The following is a 14,128-nucleotide window of genomic DNA, read 5'->3' as shown; positions in this document are numbered from 1 at the left end:
TGTGAACGACTCTTTCAGTTCCGATCATCCTCGTTTGAAGCCCGGCCTGAACGCCGCGAATTCCCCGTGGCTGGCCCGATTGGGCATTGGATATGTCTGGGTGGGTGCTGTTCTCGCTCTTGTTGCGAGTCTGCCCGCACTGTTGGCGCGCCAGGTCTTCGGCGACGACTGGACAGTTTACTACATTTACTGGACTGAAGGCGCAGCCGGCCTTGCCCGCGTGCTGTGGGAATCAGCCCATGCCGGTTTCGCGATTCCCATGACGCTGTTCGTCGCCCTGTTACCCGATATGCCCGATGTCGCCGCACGGTTGGCGGCGCTGGCTTGCCACCTTATGAACGGCATATTGCTCTACTCCATCCTTCTCACATCATCGCAAACGAGACGGATCGCCGCACTCTTTACGGCTCTCTTCTTGCTCAGCCCGTTCTATGCAATTCGCCTGACGCAGAATGCCGTCTATGACTTCTTCTTGCTTTTCTATTTGTTGTCCTACGCGTTGACCCACTCAAAGGTGCGCGCGCTTCGATGGGCCGCACCGATCTGTCTGCTTTTCTCGTTGTCGCTGGAGACATTGATCGCCCTCGAGCCACTTCGCGTAGTGCTGGCGCGATCTGCCGGCGAACGTTGGACGCGGACGCTCGCGCGGCTTGTGCCGTTCTGGCTAGCCGTCGCGACCGCCGTCGTGTTGCGGCTGACGATTCTGGGAAAGAGCGGTCACTACGCCGGACAGTATGATTTCACACCTAACATTGCCGTCATAAAGACTGCATTGGCCGCTCATCTGATGGCCTTCCCGTACGGCTTCGACTACGCTTACTCTCACGGCCTTGCGCTTCTTGGCCCTTTCCTTTCGCGCGCGCTGATATTGGCCGTCATGGCTGTGTTGGCTCTTCTCTCTTTGGGCACATCGTCAACGGCTTGGACGCTCAAAAGCCACGCGTCGATCAGCAGCCTTGCGCTATTGTTCCTGTTGGGATCCGCGATGGCCGTTCTTGGCGCCGTGCCTTACGCGCTTGCCGGGACCTATGGGGATGTGACGCGGGGTGAATCTAGGCTGCTCTTTCCATCGCAATTCGGCATCCTGATACTCATGGCTGCCTTCGTTCATCTGGTTCCGACACGGCCTCTACGTGCAGCGGCCGCTGGTGGCGTGATCACAATCTTCGCGCTCTCAATGGTGCATGATTCCAAATGGCTGCTGTATGACGGGCTGGTTACCGGCGACATGGAGCGACAAGTTCGTGCGGCCCTGCTCGCGGATCCCGAACCCAAGGTCGTAAAGCTTCAGGTTCCGGACAGTCACATCATCACGTTCCGCGCGCGGTGCCTTGGAGCCAACGACATGAATGTCGCACAAGCGACGCTGCGTGACGCAAATCGAGCGCGATCGTTCGTCTACACCGACTATTGTGGGGATTTCACTACCCCTGGCGCGGTCTCGAGGGGAAGTTGTTCGATTTCCTATCTCGAGTCCTTTCCCTGCCCGCCACGCCTGGAGACTTGGCGTTATCGTGCTGTGCCGGGATTTCCGTCGCTCGGTGACATCGGCCTATTCGAACTCCTGAAGGCAGTCCTCAAGGACTCCCCTTCGGCTAGCGAAGGCCGCGGTGAGCTTATGCAGTTGAATGACGGCGAGCCGATCCCCTTGGCGAGAGCCGAGTATCGGCCCCCATGCCGGCGAGCTGGCGTCCGGGGAGCGGCTTGGCTGCTGGCTCTGCCTTCACCGGCTTGCGACGAATCGCCACCAGGAGTTCAGTAAGAGCACACACATGGACACCCGCCCCGGCCAGCAACTAAAGAATTGTAGCGCGGTCTCTGGCATTATATAGCCCTAACTGCGGCGCGTTTGCCTGGTCGCAAGAGTTCCCTCGCATTCCCTGGATAAGAGTCTCACCGTGACCGATCATTGCCGCCTCTGCCATTCGACCAACCTGCGACCGGTCATCGACCTCGGACAGATGCCGATTGCACATCGGCTTCGGCACAGCCGAGACGAGCAGGAGGAGCGATACCCGTTCGAGGTGCTCGCCTGCGGCGATTGTGGTCTGCCGCAGATCGTCAAGCCGATCGATCCCGACATCCTGTATCGCCAGTTCAATTACAACTTCAGCAGCTGGAAGCCCGAGCCGCACCAGGTCGACGAGCTCGACACCATCGCGAAATTCTCGAAGCATCAATCCGTGTTCGAGATCGGCTGCAACGACGGCCTGTTCATGGACAAGCTGCGCGAGCGCGGCACCAAGGTCATGGTCGGCGTCGAGCCCAATCCGGTGTCGGGCAAGATCGCCCGTGAGCGTGGCATCAAGGTCTATGCCGACATGCTCAGCCCGGAGATGGCCCATGACGCGGTCGCTCAGTCCGGCAAATTCGACCTCGTCATATCGCGCCAGGTGCTCGAGCACATCGTCGACTTCGAGAACTTCTTCGCCTGCGTGAAGATCGCGCTGAAGGAGGACGGGTTGCTGTTCATCGACGTACCTGATTTCGCGCCCGGCTCGACCGCGGGCGACCTCTCCGTCCTCTGGGAGGAGCACGTCAGTTACTTCACCGAGCCGACGCTGATCGCGCTGCTCGCGCGCCACGGCTTCGAAACGGTGTCCGTGAAGAAATACAATTTCAGCGGCGGCAGCCTAGCCATCGCCGCCCGCCGTGCCGCAGGCCCCGTGACGGTGCCGCCCGCGCCGGCCGGTGTCGGCGAGAGATTCGGTCAGCGCGCCAGGGAGTATGGCGCACGCCTACGCCCGATCCTCGCCAAGGCCCGCGCCAACGGCACCGAGATCGCCATCTACGGCGCAGGCTGCCGCGCTTGCACCTTCACCAATGCCCACGAACTGGCGGATCTCATCGACCTCTCGGTCGACGACCAGAAGGAGCGCCAGGGGCTGTTCCTGCCTGGCACGGGGATCCCGATCCGTTCGCCGGAGGAACTCGCCGGCAAGTCGAATGCGCTCGTCTGCCTTCTTGCCGTGAATGAGGAGAACGAAGCCAAGGTCAGCAGCCGGTTGCGCGAGAACGTGAAACGCCCGCTGCACATCGTCTCCATTTTCGCGCCGTCCGATATCTGGAGCGAGCTCGATCGCCTCGAGGCGGCCGCAGGGTCGCCGCATGGCTGAGGACAAGCTCTTCAACTACTACGAACGTCAGGACGTCCTGCCGACGTTCGGAAATTTCAAATCCTCCGCCGAACTCGCTGCCTACGCCGACCAGCGGCGCGAGCTTTTTTCGGACAAGCTCGTGCTGCCTCCGCGGCTGTTCCGCGATGCCGAGGTCGTCGAATTCGGTCCTGATTCCGGCGAAAACGCCCTGGTGTTTGCCGGCTGGGGCGCGAACATGACCCTCGCCGAACCGAACCGGCATGCGCATCCGAAAATTGAGGCCTACTTCGCGCATTTCGGCCGGGCGGAACGTCTTCGCGAACTCGCATTGGCCGATGTCGAAGGATTTCGCAGCGATCGCCGTTTCGACATCATCGATGCCGAAGGATTCATCTACACGGTGCAGCCGAGCGAAAAATGGCTCGGCATCTTCCACCGGCTGCTCAATCCGGACGGTTACGCCGTCGTTTCCTACTACGAACGTTATGGCGGCTTCTTCGAGCTTGCGCTGAAGGCGATCCATGCCGCCGGCAAGGCCCTGACAGGCCGCCCCGCGCTGGAGACGGCAAAGCTGCTGTTCGAGCCGAAGTGGAACAGCATTCCACACACCCGCAGCTTCGAATCCTGGCTGATGGACGTGCTCGAGAATCCGTTCGTCCGGTACCGCTACTTCCTCGATGCGGAGGCCCTCTGTACGGCGGCGCACGAGCAGGGATTCGACATCCATTCGGCATGGCCCGCCTATCGCGACAGCCTGGACGTCTACTGGCACAAGAAGGTCCTGTCGGCGGACGAGAGGTTGCGTCGCGCCACACGCCATCTGGACCGCAGCCGCCTGAGCTTCCTCGGGGGGCGGAAGCTTTATCTGGTCGGCAAGGCCGACGCGGTGAGCGCCATCTCGGCTTCGATCGAAGCGCTGGTGCTCGATGTGGACAGAATGATCGACCAGCCCTTGGGCGACAGCCTGCCCCGCGTGATCGCAAGCCTCGCCTCGTTACGCGAGACGATCCTGACGGCGAACATTCTCGCCGACGATGCTTCCAACATCGAAGCCATCACTGCAACGCTCGACAGTTTCCATCGCATCTTCGGCGCGATCGGGCGACGGGATGCGTCCGCGGTCACCGCCCTCACCCAGTCGGATCCGGCATTCATCGGCACCTGGGGGCAGCCGGCGCATTTCCTCGTCGTCCGGAAGCGCTTCGAGGGGTCGTAGCAAGTGAGGCCAGGCATTGGCATCATCGGAACGGGCATGGTCGGCCAGATGTGCCACCTCGCCAATTTCGCCGCCAATCCCGCCTGCCGCGTCGTTGCGATCGCCGATCTCCGGCCTGACCTGGCGACCGCCGTGGCGCAGAAGTTCGACGTCCCGCGGGTCTACGGCACGCACCGGGAGCTGCTCGCGGACAGTGACGTATCCGCCGTCGTCGTCGTGACGAAGCGTCGCGCCACCGGCCCGATCGTGCTGGATGCGTTGAACAGCGGCCGGCACGTGCTGTCGGAGAAGCCGATGGCCTACACGACAGTTCAGGCCGCATCACTGGCCGAAGCTGCGCGTCGACAGCACCTCGTCTACAGCATCGGCTACATGAAGCGTCACGACGCCGGCGTGGCGCGCGCACTGGCCGAGCTGGCGCGCTTGCGCACAGACGGTTCGCTCGGACGCGCTGTCGTGGCAAGAGGCTGGTGTTTCGGCGGCGACACCGGCCGATCGCACGACAATTTCGTCATGACCGGCGAAAACCGGCCGGACGGGCTCGAGCTCTGGCAGGATGGCCCCGACTGGATGCCGGGCGCGATGCGGCCCGGCTACGACAATTTTCTGAACGTGTTCAGCCATATCATCAATCTCGCGCGCTATGTGCTCGGACCGTCGCCGGCAGTCACCGAAAGCTCCGTCGAGACCTCTGGTGCTGCGACGGTGACGCTCGACTTCGATGGCGTTGCCTGCGCGCTGCAACTCGCGAACGGGTCCGAAGGAGCGTGGCACGAGGGACTGACGATCGAATTCGAGCGGGGCGCATTGACCATCGAACTGCCCCCGCCCTTTGCCGAGCAGGAGGCGCAGGTCATTCTCGATCACGATGGTCAGAGCACGCGGCTGGCAGGTGAAAAGAGCTGGGCATTTCGTCGCCAGGCCGACGGCTTCGTCTCCGACATCATCGAACGAAGGAGGCCCCTGGCCTCCGGCGAGGACTCAGTAACCGACATCGCGCTTGCGGAGACGGTGTGGAAACAGTGGGCTAGCGGCTAGGCGCGGCAGCCTTCCTCGCGCTGTCGAGCGGCGTGACGCCGGCGATCGGGCCCACCTTGATCGTGACCTGCCCAAGTTGAGCCAGAAACTCTGCAACATCGCAGCGCGCCAACAGGCGGCATGCGTAGTACTTCCGCGCCAAGACGTAGTTCGTCGCGGCCCCAGGGCCCGGCTGGAATGAGATCGTCGCCTGCGGCCCCGACGGATCGAGATGATGGAACGCACTTCCCGGCGCCGTCCGCGCCACTTCCATTTCCTGAAGGATGGTCGGCCGCTCGGCACGCAGAGCAAATCCGAAGAAGGGCTGATTGCCCCAGGCAAGGCGGAGCATGCCGGTGACCTCGGCCAGGCCGAATGGAACGTGCCGTGACGGGTAATCGACGAAGCCGTCATCGAGCGCGTAAACCGTCGCCGCGGGCTGGACGCGGCCGGCGAGGTCGCGCGTCAAGGCCTCCTGCTTCAGCGTTCTCGCCTGCATGAAGACGTAGTCGTTCCACAGCGTGCCGATCGACACGATCGTCCCCAATCCGAACACGACCGCAAAGGCGGCACCGGGACCGATCAAACGTTCGGCCTGTCGCTTGAATGCGAGAAGCATCAGCGCCGGCGGCAGGCCGAACATCAGGAGATGACGGCTCTCGTAGAAATGCGTGGAGGAAGGCCGCAAGCCGGCGATCAGATAGGGAGCCGACAATCCGAGGAACAAGACCACGGCGAGAACGAGCGGCACGGCGTTCGCTCTTCTGGACGCAGTCGGCTCCGTGTCGGGACGCAGGAGCAGCAAGACGATGCCGACGAGGATCGCGGCCACGACGAAGAGTGCGGGAACGTCGATCGCCGCCCGGATTGCGTGGGCAATGACGTCCCTGTAGCTGGTGATGAGGAATGCCCGCCATCCGTCCGCCAGTTCGCCGAGCGTCGGAAAATGAGCGCCATAGTGCTGCGCGTACACGCCGATCCGCTTGAACCAAATATTGAGCGTGCCCCAATAGACCAGAGGAAGCACCATTAATTCCGGATAGCCGAGGATGCAGCGGCAGGCCGCTAGCCACGTGCGGCGAACGAAGCCGTGCGCCGCATCCCCGCACAGCCATACCGCGACGAAGAGGCCGAGCAGCACGAAGGCATAGAGCACGATCGTCGAGTTGAGTGCGAAGCTCAGAAGGAACACGAACGCGCCGGCGACACGAAGCAGAACACGTCGCAGGCCGCGAGCACTGAAGGCGAGCGTCAACAGCCACGCACCGATGAACAGCAGTCCGAAGCTGAACACGTAGACCGCGTTCGCCTTGCCCGCCCACAGCTGATAGCCGGGATAGGTCCAGACGATCAGTACGAAGCCGACCGCCTCCGCACGGTCGAGCAGACCGAGACGCGTTGCTGTCAGCGCCAGGCACATCGCGCCGAAGAAAATTCCGGCGAACGCCAGCAAGATCATCACGGCGACCGGCGCGCCAGTCCAGTTGGCGAAGGTGTCGTAGCTGAAAAAGATCGGATGGCCTGCACCGCTCAGGAGAAAATCGATGTCGATCATGAAGTCTGGACGTGGCTTGAGCACCAGCCAGTCGTCCATGAAGAGGCCGTCGTTCAGGAGCATCGGCGCATGCGCAAACAGCAGCAGCGCCAACAGAACGACTGTCGCGCGCAGCATTGCGGACGTACTGAGACGGGAAGGAGATGGCATCGACGGCAAGAATTCGCATGCCTACCTGGCCGCCGCAAGAGCCGGACGACGGGCTCCCAATTGGTCATTGACCCCCAAAATGCGACCTCCTATAGACACCCCCACAGACTGGGCGGTACCGAGGCGTCCAAGGCGATTTTCCGCGATGAACTTCCTACCGGGCCCGGCGCAGACCACTGCGATTTGTCTCAGTGTCGCGCTTCCGCTGCTGTTGCTGTGCTATGCACGTATCGCAGCCATTCGCGGAGCCGGCCGGCGCTTTCGGCTGGGCTGTCTCAGCGTGACCGTACTTTTCGCGATCACCTGCATAGCAATTCCGGGTCCACGTCATCTCGACGATTTGGTCAGCGGCCTCGTGCTGCTGACGACGGCGATGATGCTTTGCTACGTCCTGTACAGCCTGCTGGCCTGGGGTTTCACGCTGACGCTGCTCACGGCGCTCGTCCAGGCCGGACGTCCCCTCACCTCTGAGCAATGGGCTGCCGCCTACATGCAGGGCGGAGATCTCGGTACCTTCGCGCACAATCGATTGAAGCTCCTGATCGGTTCGGGAATGGTGATGACGGCCGACGGTAAATTGGCTCCCACGACCAAGGGGCGCGCGGTGGCGCACCTCGTCAAACTCATTCGTTTCTCGACGGGTCTTGGATAACGGCCACGATGTCATTCGCTGTCGGTCTCATCGCTGCCGTCGTATTTGCCCTGCTGGCGCCTGCCATGCAGTTCATCGCGCGTGCTCGGACCTGGTCGCTTGCGCCGGTGATCCTGCTCGCAATCGCCGCGGTCGTTTCGCATATTCTTGGCGTGCTGCTCGGCGTGTTGACCCTCCCGCAATTCCGCTATTGGGACGCCGCATCGATCTTCGGCTTCGGCGTCATGGCTTACGTTTTCGCGTTCGGCGCAGTCTACAAATCGGTCTCGCTGGAGGTTCTGCTTGGTCTTGTCGACCGGCCCGACGGGAAGGCTCCACTGTCGGATGTCGTCGAACGGCAGGTTCCAGATCTATTCCAGGGACGGATCAAGATCTTGATCGACGGCGACCTCGTGGAACAACGCGACTCGCGCTTTGCCCCGACGGCGGCAGGACGAATCATGGCAAAACGGATCGGCCGGCTGCGCCATGCCTTCGGGATTGGCGATACCGGGCTCTACGATTTTGGTGACTAGTTGCCCGAATGCAACGCAGTTGCGTTGACCTGACCTGTGGGACGGATATTGTTGGCCGCACCCTGATCACCTAGAGTTGTGGCTGGGGTTCCAACAGTACAGAGTGGCCGACACGGCGGTATGCGATGACACCTTCCAAGGCGGCAAAAAGGCTTACGATCGTCATCCCTGCGCTGAACGAGCAGGACAAGATCGCCGATACCATCGACGGCGTGCTGCCGCTCGCGCGCGAATTGCTGGACGATTTCGAGATTTTCCTGATCGACGACGGCAGCACCGATGCCACCGGCGCGATCATGGACGAGTTCGCGGCCAGGGAGCCGCGGATCATCGTGCATCACAACGCCGAGCGGCGGGGCGTCGGCGCCGGCTTCGAATACGCCCTCGCGCGCGCGAAATTCGATGCCATCACCCTCATTCCCGGCGATCACGCCTTCCAGAACGAGGGCATCGCCAGGATGTTCAAGGCGGCGGGCGCCGCCGACCTCGTCATCACCTATCGCGACAACCAGTCGGACCGCTCCGTCAACCGCTCGATCCAGTCGCATTCGCTGCGTTTCATCCTGAACTGCCTGTTCGGGTTCTGGCTGTCCGACTACCACAGCATGATCGTCTACCCCGTGAAATGGCTGCGCCAGATCGCGGTCAAGGCCGACGGCTACGGCTACCAGATCTGTGCGTTGATCTCGCTGCTCCAGCTCGGCCTCAGCCACGTCCAGGTCCCCGTGAGCCTGAACGCGGAGCTGAAGGGGTCATCGCGTGCGCTGCGGACCCGCACCTATTTCGAGCTCGTCGGGACCATCGTCTCGCTCCTCCGCCGCGTTCCCATCCGGGATGTCGATCTCGATCAGGTTCCGGCTGACGCCGGACGGACCTCGGCACGCTAGTCCTAGCCGAGGCTTCAAGCGAGCCGGCCGACCGCGGGTGTCTGGCGGACACATTGTTGTCTCCCACCCCGGCCAATATTCAGTCTAAGTGATTGATTTCGCTGGCAGGAGTGGCAGGGCTCGAACCTGCGACCCCCGGTTTTGGAGACCGGTGCTCTACCAATTGAGCTACACTCCTACGGACCCTGCGTCGCCTTAGGATCACGGGCGCTTTCAAGCACAGGGGACGGCCGGATTGCAAGGGAGAAGCGCACAGGGGCGGCTTGTTCACAGCGCGACTTCTGGGCCACAGTTCGTCCCGAACGACAAGAACAACCCGGGAGCCCTCATGAACGCCCAAGCCGCCCCAACGGCCGCCTCCGCGCCGCAGACGCCACCTTTGCCGGAAACCCGCCCGGAGACGCTGGGCCTGTCGCGGCCGCGCCTCCAGGCGATGTCGGACGCCTTCAGGCGCGAGATCGACAAGGGAACAGTGCCCGGGGTGACCGTGCTGGTGGCCCGCCGTGGCCAGGTCGGCTGGTTCGAGGCACTGGGCCGCCAGAGCCCGGCCGGATCTGCCCCGATGGCGCTTGATTCGATCTTCCGGATCTTCTCGATGACCAAGCCGATCGTCTCGGTCGCGGTCATGGCGCTGGTCGAGGACGGCCACCTCCTGCTCGGCGATCCCGTCGCCAAGTTCATTCCGGAGTTTGCCGACCAGAAGGTCGGGATCGTCAGCGGCGGCAGGCTGGAGCTGGTTCCACCGAGGCGGCCGATGACGGTGCAGGACCTGCTCCGCCACACCTCCGGCCTGACCTACGAGCACCAGGGCGACGGCCCCGTGCACAAGATCTACCAGGACTCGCGGGTGCGCAGCCGCAAGATCAGCAATGCCGAGCACGCGGCGCTGGTGGCGAGCTTCCCCCTCGTCTGCCATCCCGGCGAGGAGTTCAACTACAGCCGCTCCACCGACATCCTCGGCCGCATCATCGAAATCGTCAGCGGCAAGTCGCTCGGAGCGTACCTCGCCGAGCGCGTCCTGGCCCCGCTCCAGATGGCCGAGACCGGCTTTGCGACCGCCGAGGCCAATGCCATCAGGCTGGCCGAGCCGTTCGCGGCCGATCCCTGGACCGGCGACAAGGTCGCTCTCTTCAACATGCTGGAACAGCCGGTGATGGAATCCGGCGGCGGCGGCCTCGTCTCCACCACGATGGACTATGCGCGCTTCGCGCTGATGCTGCGCAATGGCGGCACGCTCGACGGCAACAGGATCATCGGCCGCAAGACGCTGGAGCTGATGGCCTCCGACCACCTCGGGCCCGAGGTGAAGACCAACGGCACCCTGCTCTCGCCCGGCCATGGCTTCGGTCTCGGCTTCGCGGTGCGCACGCAAGCCGGCATCGCGCCCTTCCCCGGCAGTGTCGGCCAGTATTTCTGGAGCGGCATTGCAGGGACGTTCTTCTGGATCGACCCGAAGGAGGACCTGTTCGTCGTGTTCATGAGCCAGGGCCCGGGACAGCGCGATTTTACGCGAACCTTGGTGCGGAACTTGGTTTACGCGGCGGTGGAGTGAGGTCGCGTGCCCCGGACGCGCTGCAACGCTCTTCGCGTTGCCGCGCAGAGCCGGGGCCCATGCCTCCCCAATCTCGCTCTTGGCGTTCTGGGTCCCGGCTCTGCGGAGCAGCGTTACACGCTGCACCGCGTCCGGGACACAACAGCAACGCCTCAGCTGATCGTCGCGCCGCCGTCGATCACCATGGTCTGGCCGGTCATGAAGTCGCCGGCCTTCGATCCCAGGAACACCGCCGCGCCCGCGATCTCGTCGGGGATGCCGATGCGCAAGAGCGGCGAGCGGGAGGTCGAGGCCTTCAGGTTCTCCGGATTGTCCCACAGCGCTTTCGCAAAGTCGGTCTTGATCAGGCCGGGCGCGATGCAGTTCACGCGGATGTTGTGCTTGCCGTATTCGCAGGCGAGATTGCGCGCGAGCTGCATGTCGGCGGCTTTCGAGATCGCGTAGGCACCGAGGATGGTCGAGCCTTTGAGGCCGCCGATCGAGGACACAATGATGATCGAGCCGTCCTTGCGCTCGATCATCTGCGGCACCACCATCGAGATCAGCCAGTTGTTGGCGACGATGTTGTTGTCGAGAATCTTGCGGAACTGATCGTCGGAGATGCCGGCGAGCGGACCGTAATACGGGTTCGATGCGGCGTTGCACACCAGCACGTCGATCTTGCCGAATGCGCGATTGCTCTCGTCGATCAGGTTTTGCAGATTTTCCTTCGAAGAGATGTTGGCGGCGATCGCGACCGCAGTCCCCTTGCCGAACTTGTCGTTGATGCCCTTGGCCACCTGGTCGCAGACGTCGGCCTTGCGCGAGGAGATCACGACCTTGGCGCCGTGCTCGGCCATGCGCTCGGCGATCGCAAGCCCGATGCCGCGCGTCGAGCCGGTGATGACGGCGACTTTCCCCTTCATGTCGAACAAGGTCATGTTTCTCTCCCAGACTATGATTTGAATTGACCTGAAGCTTATGCCGAGTCCGCGCGACCCGACGATTGCTCAGGCGAGCTTCTTGACTTCGGGTCCCGCCAGCTGATGCATCGCCGCGTGCGCATCATCCGCGATCCACGGCTGCTGATTGACCATCGGCAGGCGCCAGACCGTGCGCTCGGGGCTTGCAAAATGATCGAGCCGCGTGATCGAGCAATTGTCGATGTCGAACGACAGCGCCTTCTCCACCTGGCCGTCGAGCGCGAGCCCGAGCGCCGCCTTGATGGTGCCGCCATGCGCGACCGCGATCACGTCCCGCCCCGCCGCCTCGACATTGATCCGATCGATGACGCTGCGCGCGCGGTTGTAGAGATCCATAAAACTCTCGCCGCCGGGCGCGGGCTCGTTGATGTCGGCGAACCAGCTCGTGCCGACGGGACGGCTGGCGATGAACTGGGCGCGGTTCATGCCCTGCCAGCGTCCGAGATTCTGCTCGGCAAGGTCCGCTTCCCATGTCATGGATGCGGGCCGCGGGAAGCCGGCTGCCCAGATCGCTTCGGCGGTTTGATGCGTCCGCATCAGATTGCTCGAATACCAGACCGCCTTGCGTGGCAGCACCTTGGCAACAGCATTGAACACATAGGTGTCGCTGGTGTCGCAGGCGATATCGCTCTGCCCGTAGATGTTGCCGCCGTCATTGCGCACCGGGGCGTGACGGACCCACCACCACCGTGTCGTGACCACATTCGGCTTGTCTGCGCCTGCCATCGAAACCCTTCCATCCCGTGTGATGTCGCTGTACGTCAGGTGTGAACGTGTCTCAAGACACTTTACCGTTTGAAATCTTGTTTGAAATTCCGTCGCGCGGCAAGCGCCGCGCACGAGCCAAAGGGAGAAACGCATGGGCCGCCTGCAAGGCAAATCCGTCATCATCACCGGCGCCGGCAGCGGCATCGGCCGCGCGGCTGCGCTGCTGTTCACCAGGGAGGGCGCGAAGCTGATCGCGGTCGACCGCACCGAGGCGGTGAAGGAGACCGTCGACGAGGTGAAGAAGGCCGGCGGCATCGCGGAAGCGATGGTGGCTGACGCGGGTTCCGAGAAGGACGTGATCGCCGTCATCGACAAGGCGGTGAAGACGCACGGAAAGCTCGACGTGATCTGGGCCAATGCCGGCGTCAGCGGCGGGCTCGTGCCGCTCGGCGAGCAAACCGTGGAGCACTGGCAAGAGGTGCTGCGCGTCAATCTGATCGGTCCGTTCCTCGCGGTGAAGCATGCGATGCCGCACATGGTGAAGCAGCAGTCGGGCGCGATCGTGCTCACGGCGTCCGTCGCAGGCCTCAAGGCCGGCGCCAGCGGCCATCCCTATGCCGCGAGCAAGGCCGGCGTCATCTCTCTGGTGCAGACCACCGCCTACTCGCTCACCGGCACCGGCGTGCGCATCAACGCGGTGTGCCCCGGCCTGATCGAAACCGGCATGACCAAGCCGATCTTCGACCGCGCCAAGGAGCGCGGCACCCAGGACAAGATCGGCCAGCTCAATCCCCTCAAGCGCCCCGGTCAGCCGCACGAGCTCGCGGCGATGGGACTGTTTCTGGCGAGCGACGAAGCCTCGTATGTCAACGGCCAGGCTTTCCCGGTGGACGGTGGTCTCACGGCCTCGATGCCGTATACGGGCAAGCCGGTTTAATTGGGGTCTCGTGTCCCGGACGCGCTGCAGCGTTCTTACGCTGCTGCGCTGCGTCCGGGGCACGAGAGCGGAGTATTCGCGCGCACCTGCATCAACACCGTCATTGCGAGCGCAGCGAAGCAATCCAGACTGCCACCGCGGAAAGACTCTGGATTGCTTCGCTGCGCTCGCAATGACGGAGTGTGTGGCTGGCAGCGTCCGTCCCTCTCGTGTCCCGGACGCGGTGCGGCACGTAGTGACGCTCCGCAGAGCCGGGACCCAGCAGGCCGCGGCACCCGCTGCTGCATGGGCCCCGGCTCTGCAGCGCACCGCTGAAGGAGCGCTGCGCTGCGTCCGGGCACGAGAGCCTCAATAGACACGCCTTCGCATCCTCGCGGCGCATTTCGCCCGAGCTTTGCTTCGTCGCCTTGCCCCTCAAATGGAAGAGGGTGCAGGGAAGACCAGGAGCCGGTTGGCTCCCATCGACCGCCATGCCAAGAGCAGCTTGCGCATGCTTCATGCACAGCGGGTAACAGGGCAACCGGAGCATCCCGGCCTTCCCTGCGCAGTGGTTGGAACGGCGTATGTCGTGCTCTCCCCGGGGAGCGTTGCACTATTGCCCCCGTCGCCGTTGCGGATGGCTGATGCACGCGTCCGGTTGGACGACACACATCACCGCAAGACTTGGCGCACAGACCCCGGGCGCCAGGACGACACGATTTGGCCGTACGCGAACCGCACCTGTCGTTGGCGCGAGGTCTTCGCTCACGGTTACCCGCCCTGCGAAGCTTTTCGCGCCGATGCAACTTGCGTCCACCGCCGCCCGGCCCGCGTTCGTGACGATCGCGATACGCCCCTCTTCCTTGGGCCGGGTTGCCGCGACACATACGCCGTTTCCGA

Annotated in this window: 12 protein-coding genes and 1 tRNA gene; 9 read left to right on the top strand and 4 right to left on the bottom strand. The window is 63.3% G+C overall.

What is annotated here, in order from left to right; all coding sequences use genetic code 11:
• The first annotated feature begins 1 nt into the window (after nucleotide 1).
• The 4 genes from AC1RUR_RS00065 to AC1RUR_RS00050 all read left to right on the top strand — a co-directional run bounded on the left by AC1RUR_RS00065 (nucleotide 2) and on the right by AC1RUR_RS00050 (nucleotide 5,352).
• Nucleotides 2-1,762, top strand: a complete 1,761-nt coding sequence (locus tag AC1RUR_RS00065) for a hypothetical protein (RefSeq protein WP_492840147.1) — start codon at nucleotides 2-4, stop codon at nucleotides 1,760-1,762.
• 136 nt (nucleotides 1,763-1,898) lie between these two features.
• Nucleotides 1,899-3,116 (top strand): class I SAM-dependent methyltransferase, encoded by a 1,218-nt coding sequence (locus AC1RUR_RS00060; RefSeq protein ID WP_492840145.1) that lies wholly within the window; start codon nucleotides 1,899-1,901, stop codon nucleotides 3,114-3,116.
• Entirely contained in the window at nucleotides 3,109-4,314 is a 1,206-nt protein-coding gene (locus AC1RUR_RS00055) for a class I SAM-dependent methyltransferase (protein WP_492840143.1), read from the top strand. The genes AC1RUR_RS00060 and AC1RUR_RS00055 overlap by 8 nt, the downstream gene beginning before the upstream one ends.
• Before the next feature lie 3 nt (nucleotides 4,315-4,317).
• The gene (locus AC1RUR_RS00050) at nucleotides 4,318-5,352 is read left to right on the top strand and encodes a Gfo/Idh/MocA family protein (protein WP_492840141.1); all 1,035 of its coding nucleotides are present in this window, start codon (nucleotides 4,318-4,320) and stop codon (nucleotides 5,350-5,352) included.
• On the opposite strand, the gene AC1RUR_RS00045 is transcribed toward AC1RUR_RS00050, so the two are convergent.
• Nucleotides 5,342-7,003: a hypothetical protein gene (locus AC1RUR_RS00045; RefSeq protein ID WP_492840139.1), complete on the bottom strand. Its 1,662-nt coding sequence runs from the start codon at nucleotides 7,001-7,003 to the stop codon at nucleotides 5,342-5,344. The genes AC1RUR_RS00050 and AC1RUR_RS00045 overlap by 11 nt on opposite strands.
• 178 nt (nucleotides 7,004-7,181) lie before the next feature.
• Here AC1RUR_RS00045 and AC1RUR_RS00040 point away from each other — a divergent pair, with 178 nt between their 5' ends.
• The 3 genes from AC1RUR_RS00040 (at nucleotide 7,182) to AC1RUR_RS00030 (ending at nucleotide 9,090) form a co-directional block, all read left to right on the top strand.
• Nucleotides 7,182-7,688 (top strand): hypothetical protein, encoded by a 507-nt coding sequence (locus AC1RUR_RS00040; protein ID WP_492840137.1) that lies wholly within the window; start codon nucleotides 7,182-7,184, stop codon nucleotides 7,686-7,688.
• A gap of 8 nt (nucleotides 7,689-7,696) precedes the next feature.
• Entirely contained in the window at nucleotides 7,697-8,203 is a 507-nt protein-coding gene (locus AC1RUR_RS00035) for a hypothetical protein (RefSeq protein WP_492840135.1), read from the top strand.
• A gap of 125 nt (nucleotides 8,204-8,328) precedes the next feature.
• Complete coding sequence (locus AC1RUR_RS00030; RefSeq protein ID WP_492840133.1) at nucleotides 8,329-9,090, top strand: glycosyltransferase family 2 protein; 762 nt, start codon at nucleotides 8,329-8,331, stop codon at nucleotides 9,088-9,090.
• Nucleotides 9,091-9,192: 102 nt separating this feature from the next.
• On the opposite strand, the gene AC1RUR_RS00025 is transcribed toward AC1RUR_RS00030, so the two are convergent.
• Nucleotides 9,193-9,268: transfer RNA gene (locus AC1RUR_RS00025), tRNA-Trp, on the bottom strand.
• Between the two features lie 150 nt (nucleotides 9,269-9,418).
• Between AC1RUR_RS00025 and AC1RUR_RS00020 the strand changes: the two genes are divergently transcribed.
• A complete protein-coding gene (locus AC1RUR_RS00020) occupies nucleotides 9,419-10,642 on the top strand; it encodes a serine hydrolase domain-containing protein (protein ID WP_492840131.1) in 1,224 nt (407 codons plus the stop codon).
• Between the two features lie 152 nt (nucleotides 10,643-10,794).
• Here AC1RUR_RS00020 and AC1RUR_RS00015 read toward each other — a convergent pair whose 3' ends face one another.
• Both AC1RUR_RS00015 and AC1RUR_RS00010 read right to left on the bottom strand, forming a co-directional pair.
• A complete protein-coding gene (locus AC1RUR_RS00015; RefSeq protein WP_014494484.1) occupies nucleotides 10,795-11,562 on the bottom strand; it encodes an SDR family NAD(P)-dependent oxidoreductase in 768 nt (255 codons plus the stop codon).
• 69 nt (nucleotides 11,563-11,631) lie between these two features.
• A complete protein-coding gene (locus AC1RUR_RS00010) occupies nucleotides 11,632-12,330 on the bottom strand; it encodes a histidine phosphatase family protein (RefSeq protein WP_492840129.1) in 699 nt (232 codons plus the stop codon).
• 133 nt (nucleotides 12,331-12,463) lie between these two features.
• On the opposite strand from AC1RUR_RS00010, the gene AC1RUR_RS00005 reads away from it, so the two are divergent.
• Nucleotides 12,464-13,249 (top strand): SDR family NAD(P)-dependent oxidoreductase, encoded by a 786-nt coding sequence (locus AC1RUR_RS00005; protein WP_492840127.1) that lies wholly within the window; start codon nucleotides 12,464-12,466, stop codon nucleotides 13,247-13,249.
• Nucleotides 13,250-14,128 lie beyond the last annotated feature (879 nt).

The sequence above is a fragment of the Bradyrhizobium sp. GW821-FHT12B03 genome, assembly GCF_058807535.1.
Note: the sequence above shows the minus strand (reverse complement) of the source record. Positions and strands in the feature narration are given on the sequence as shown.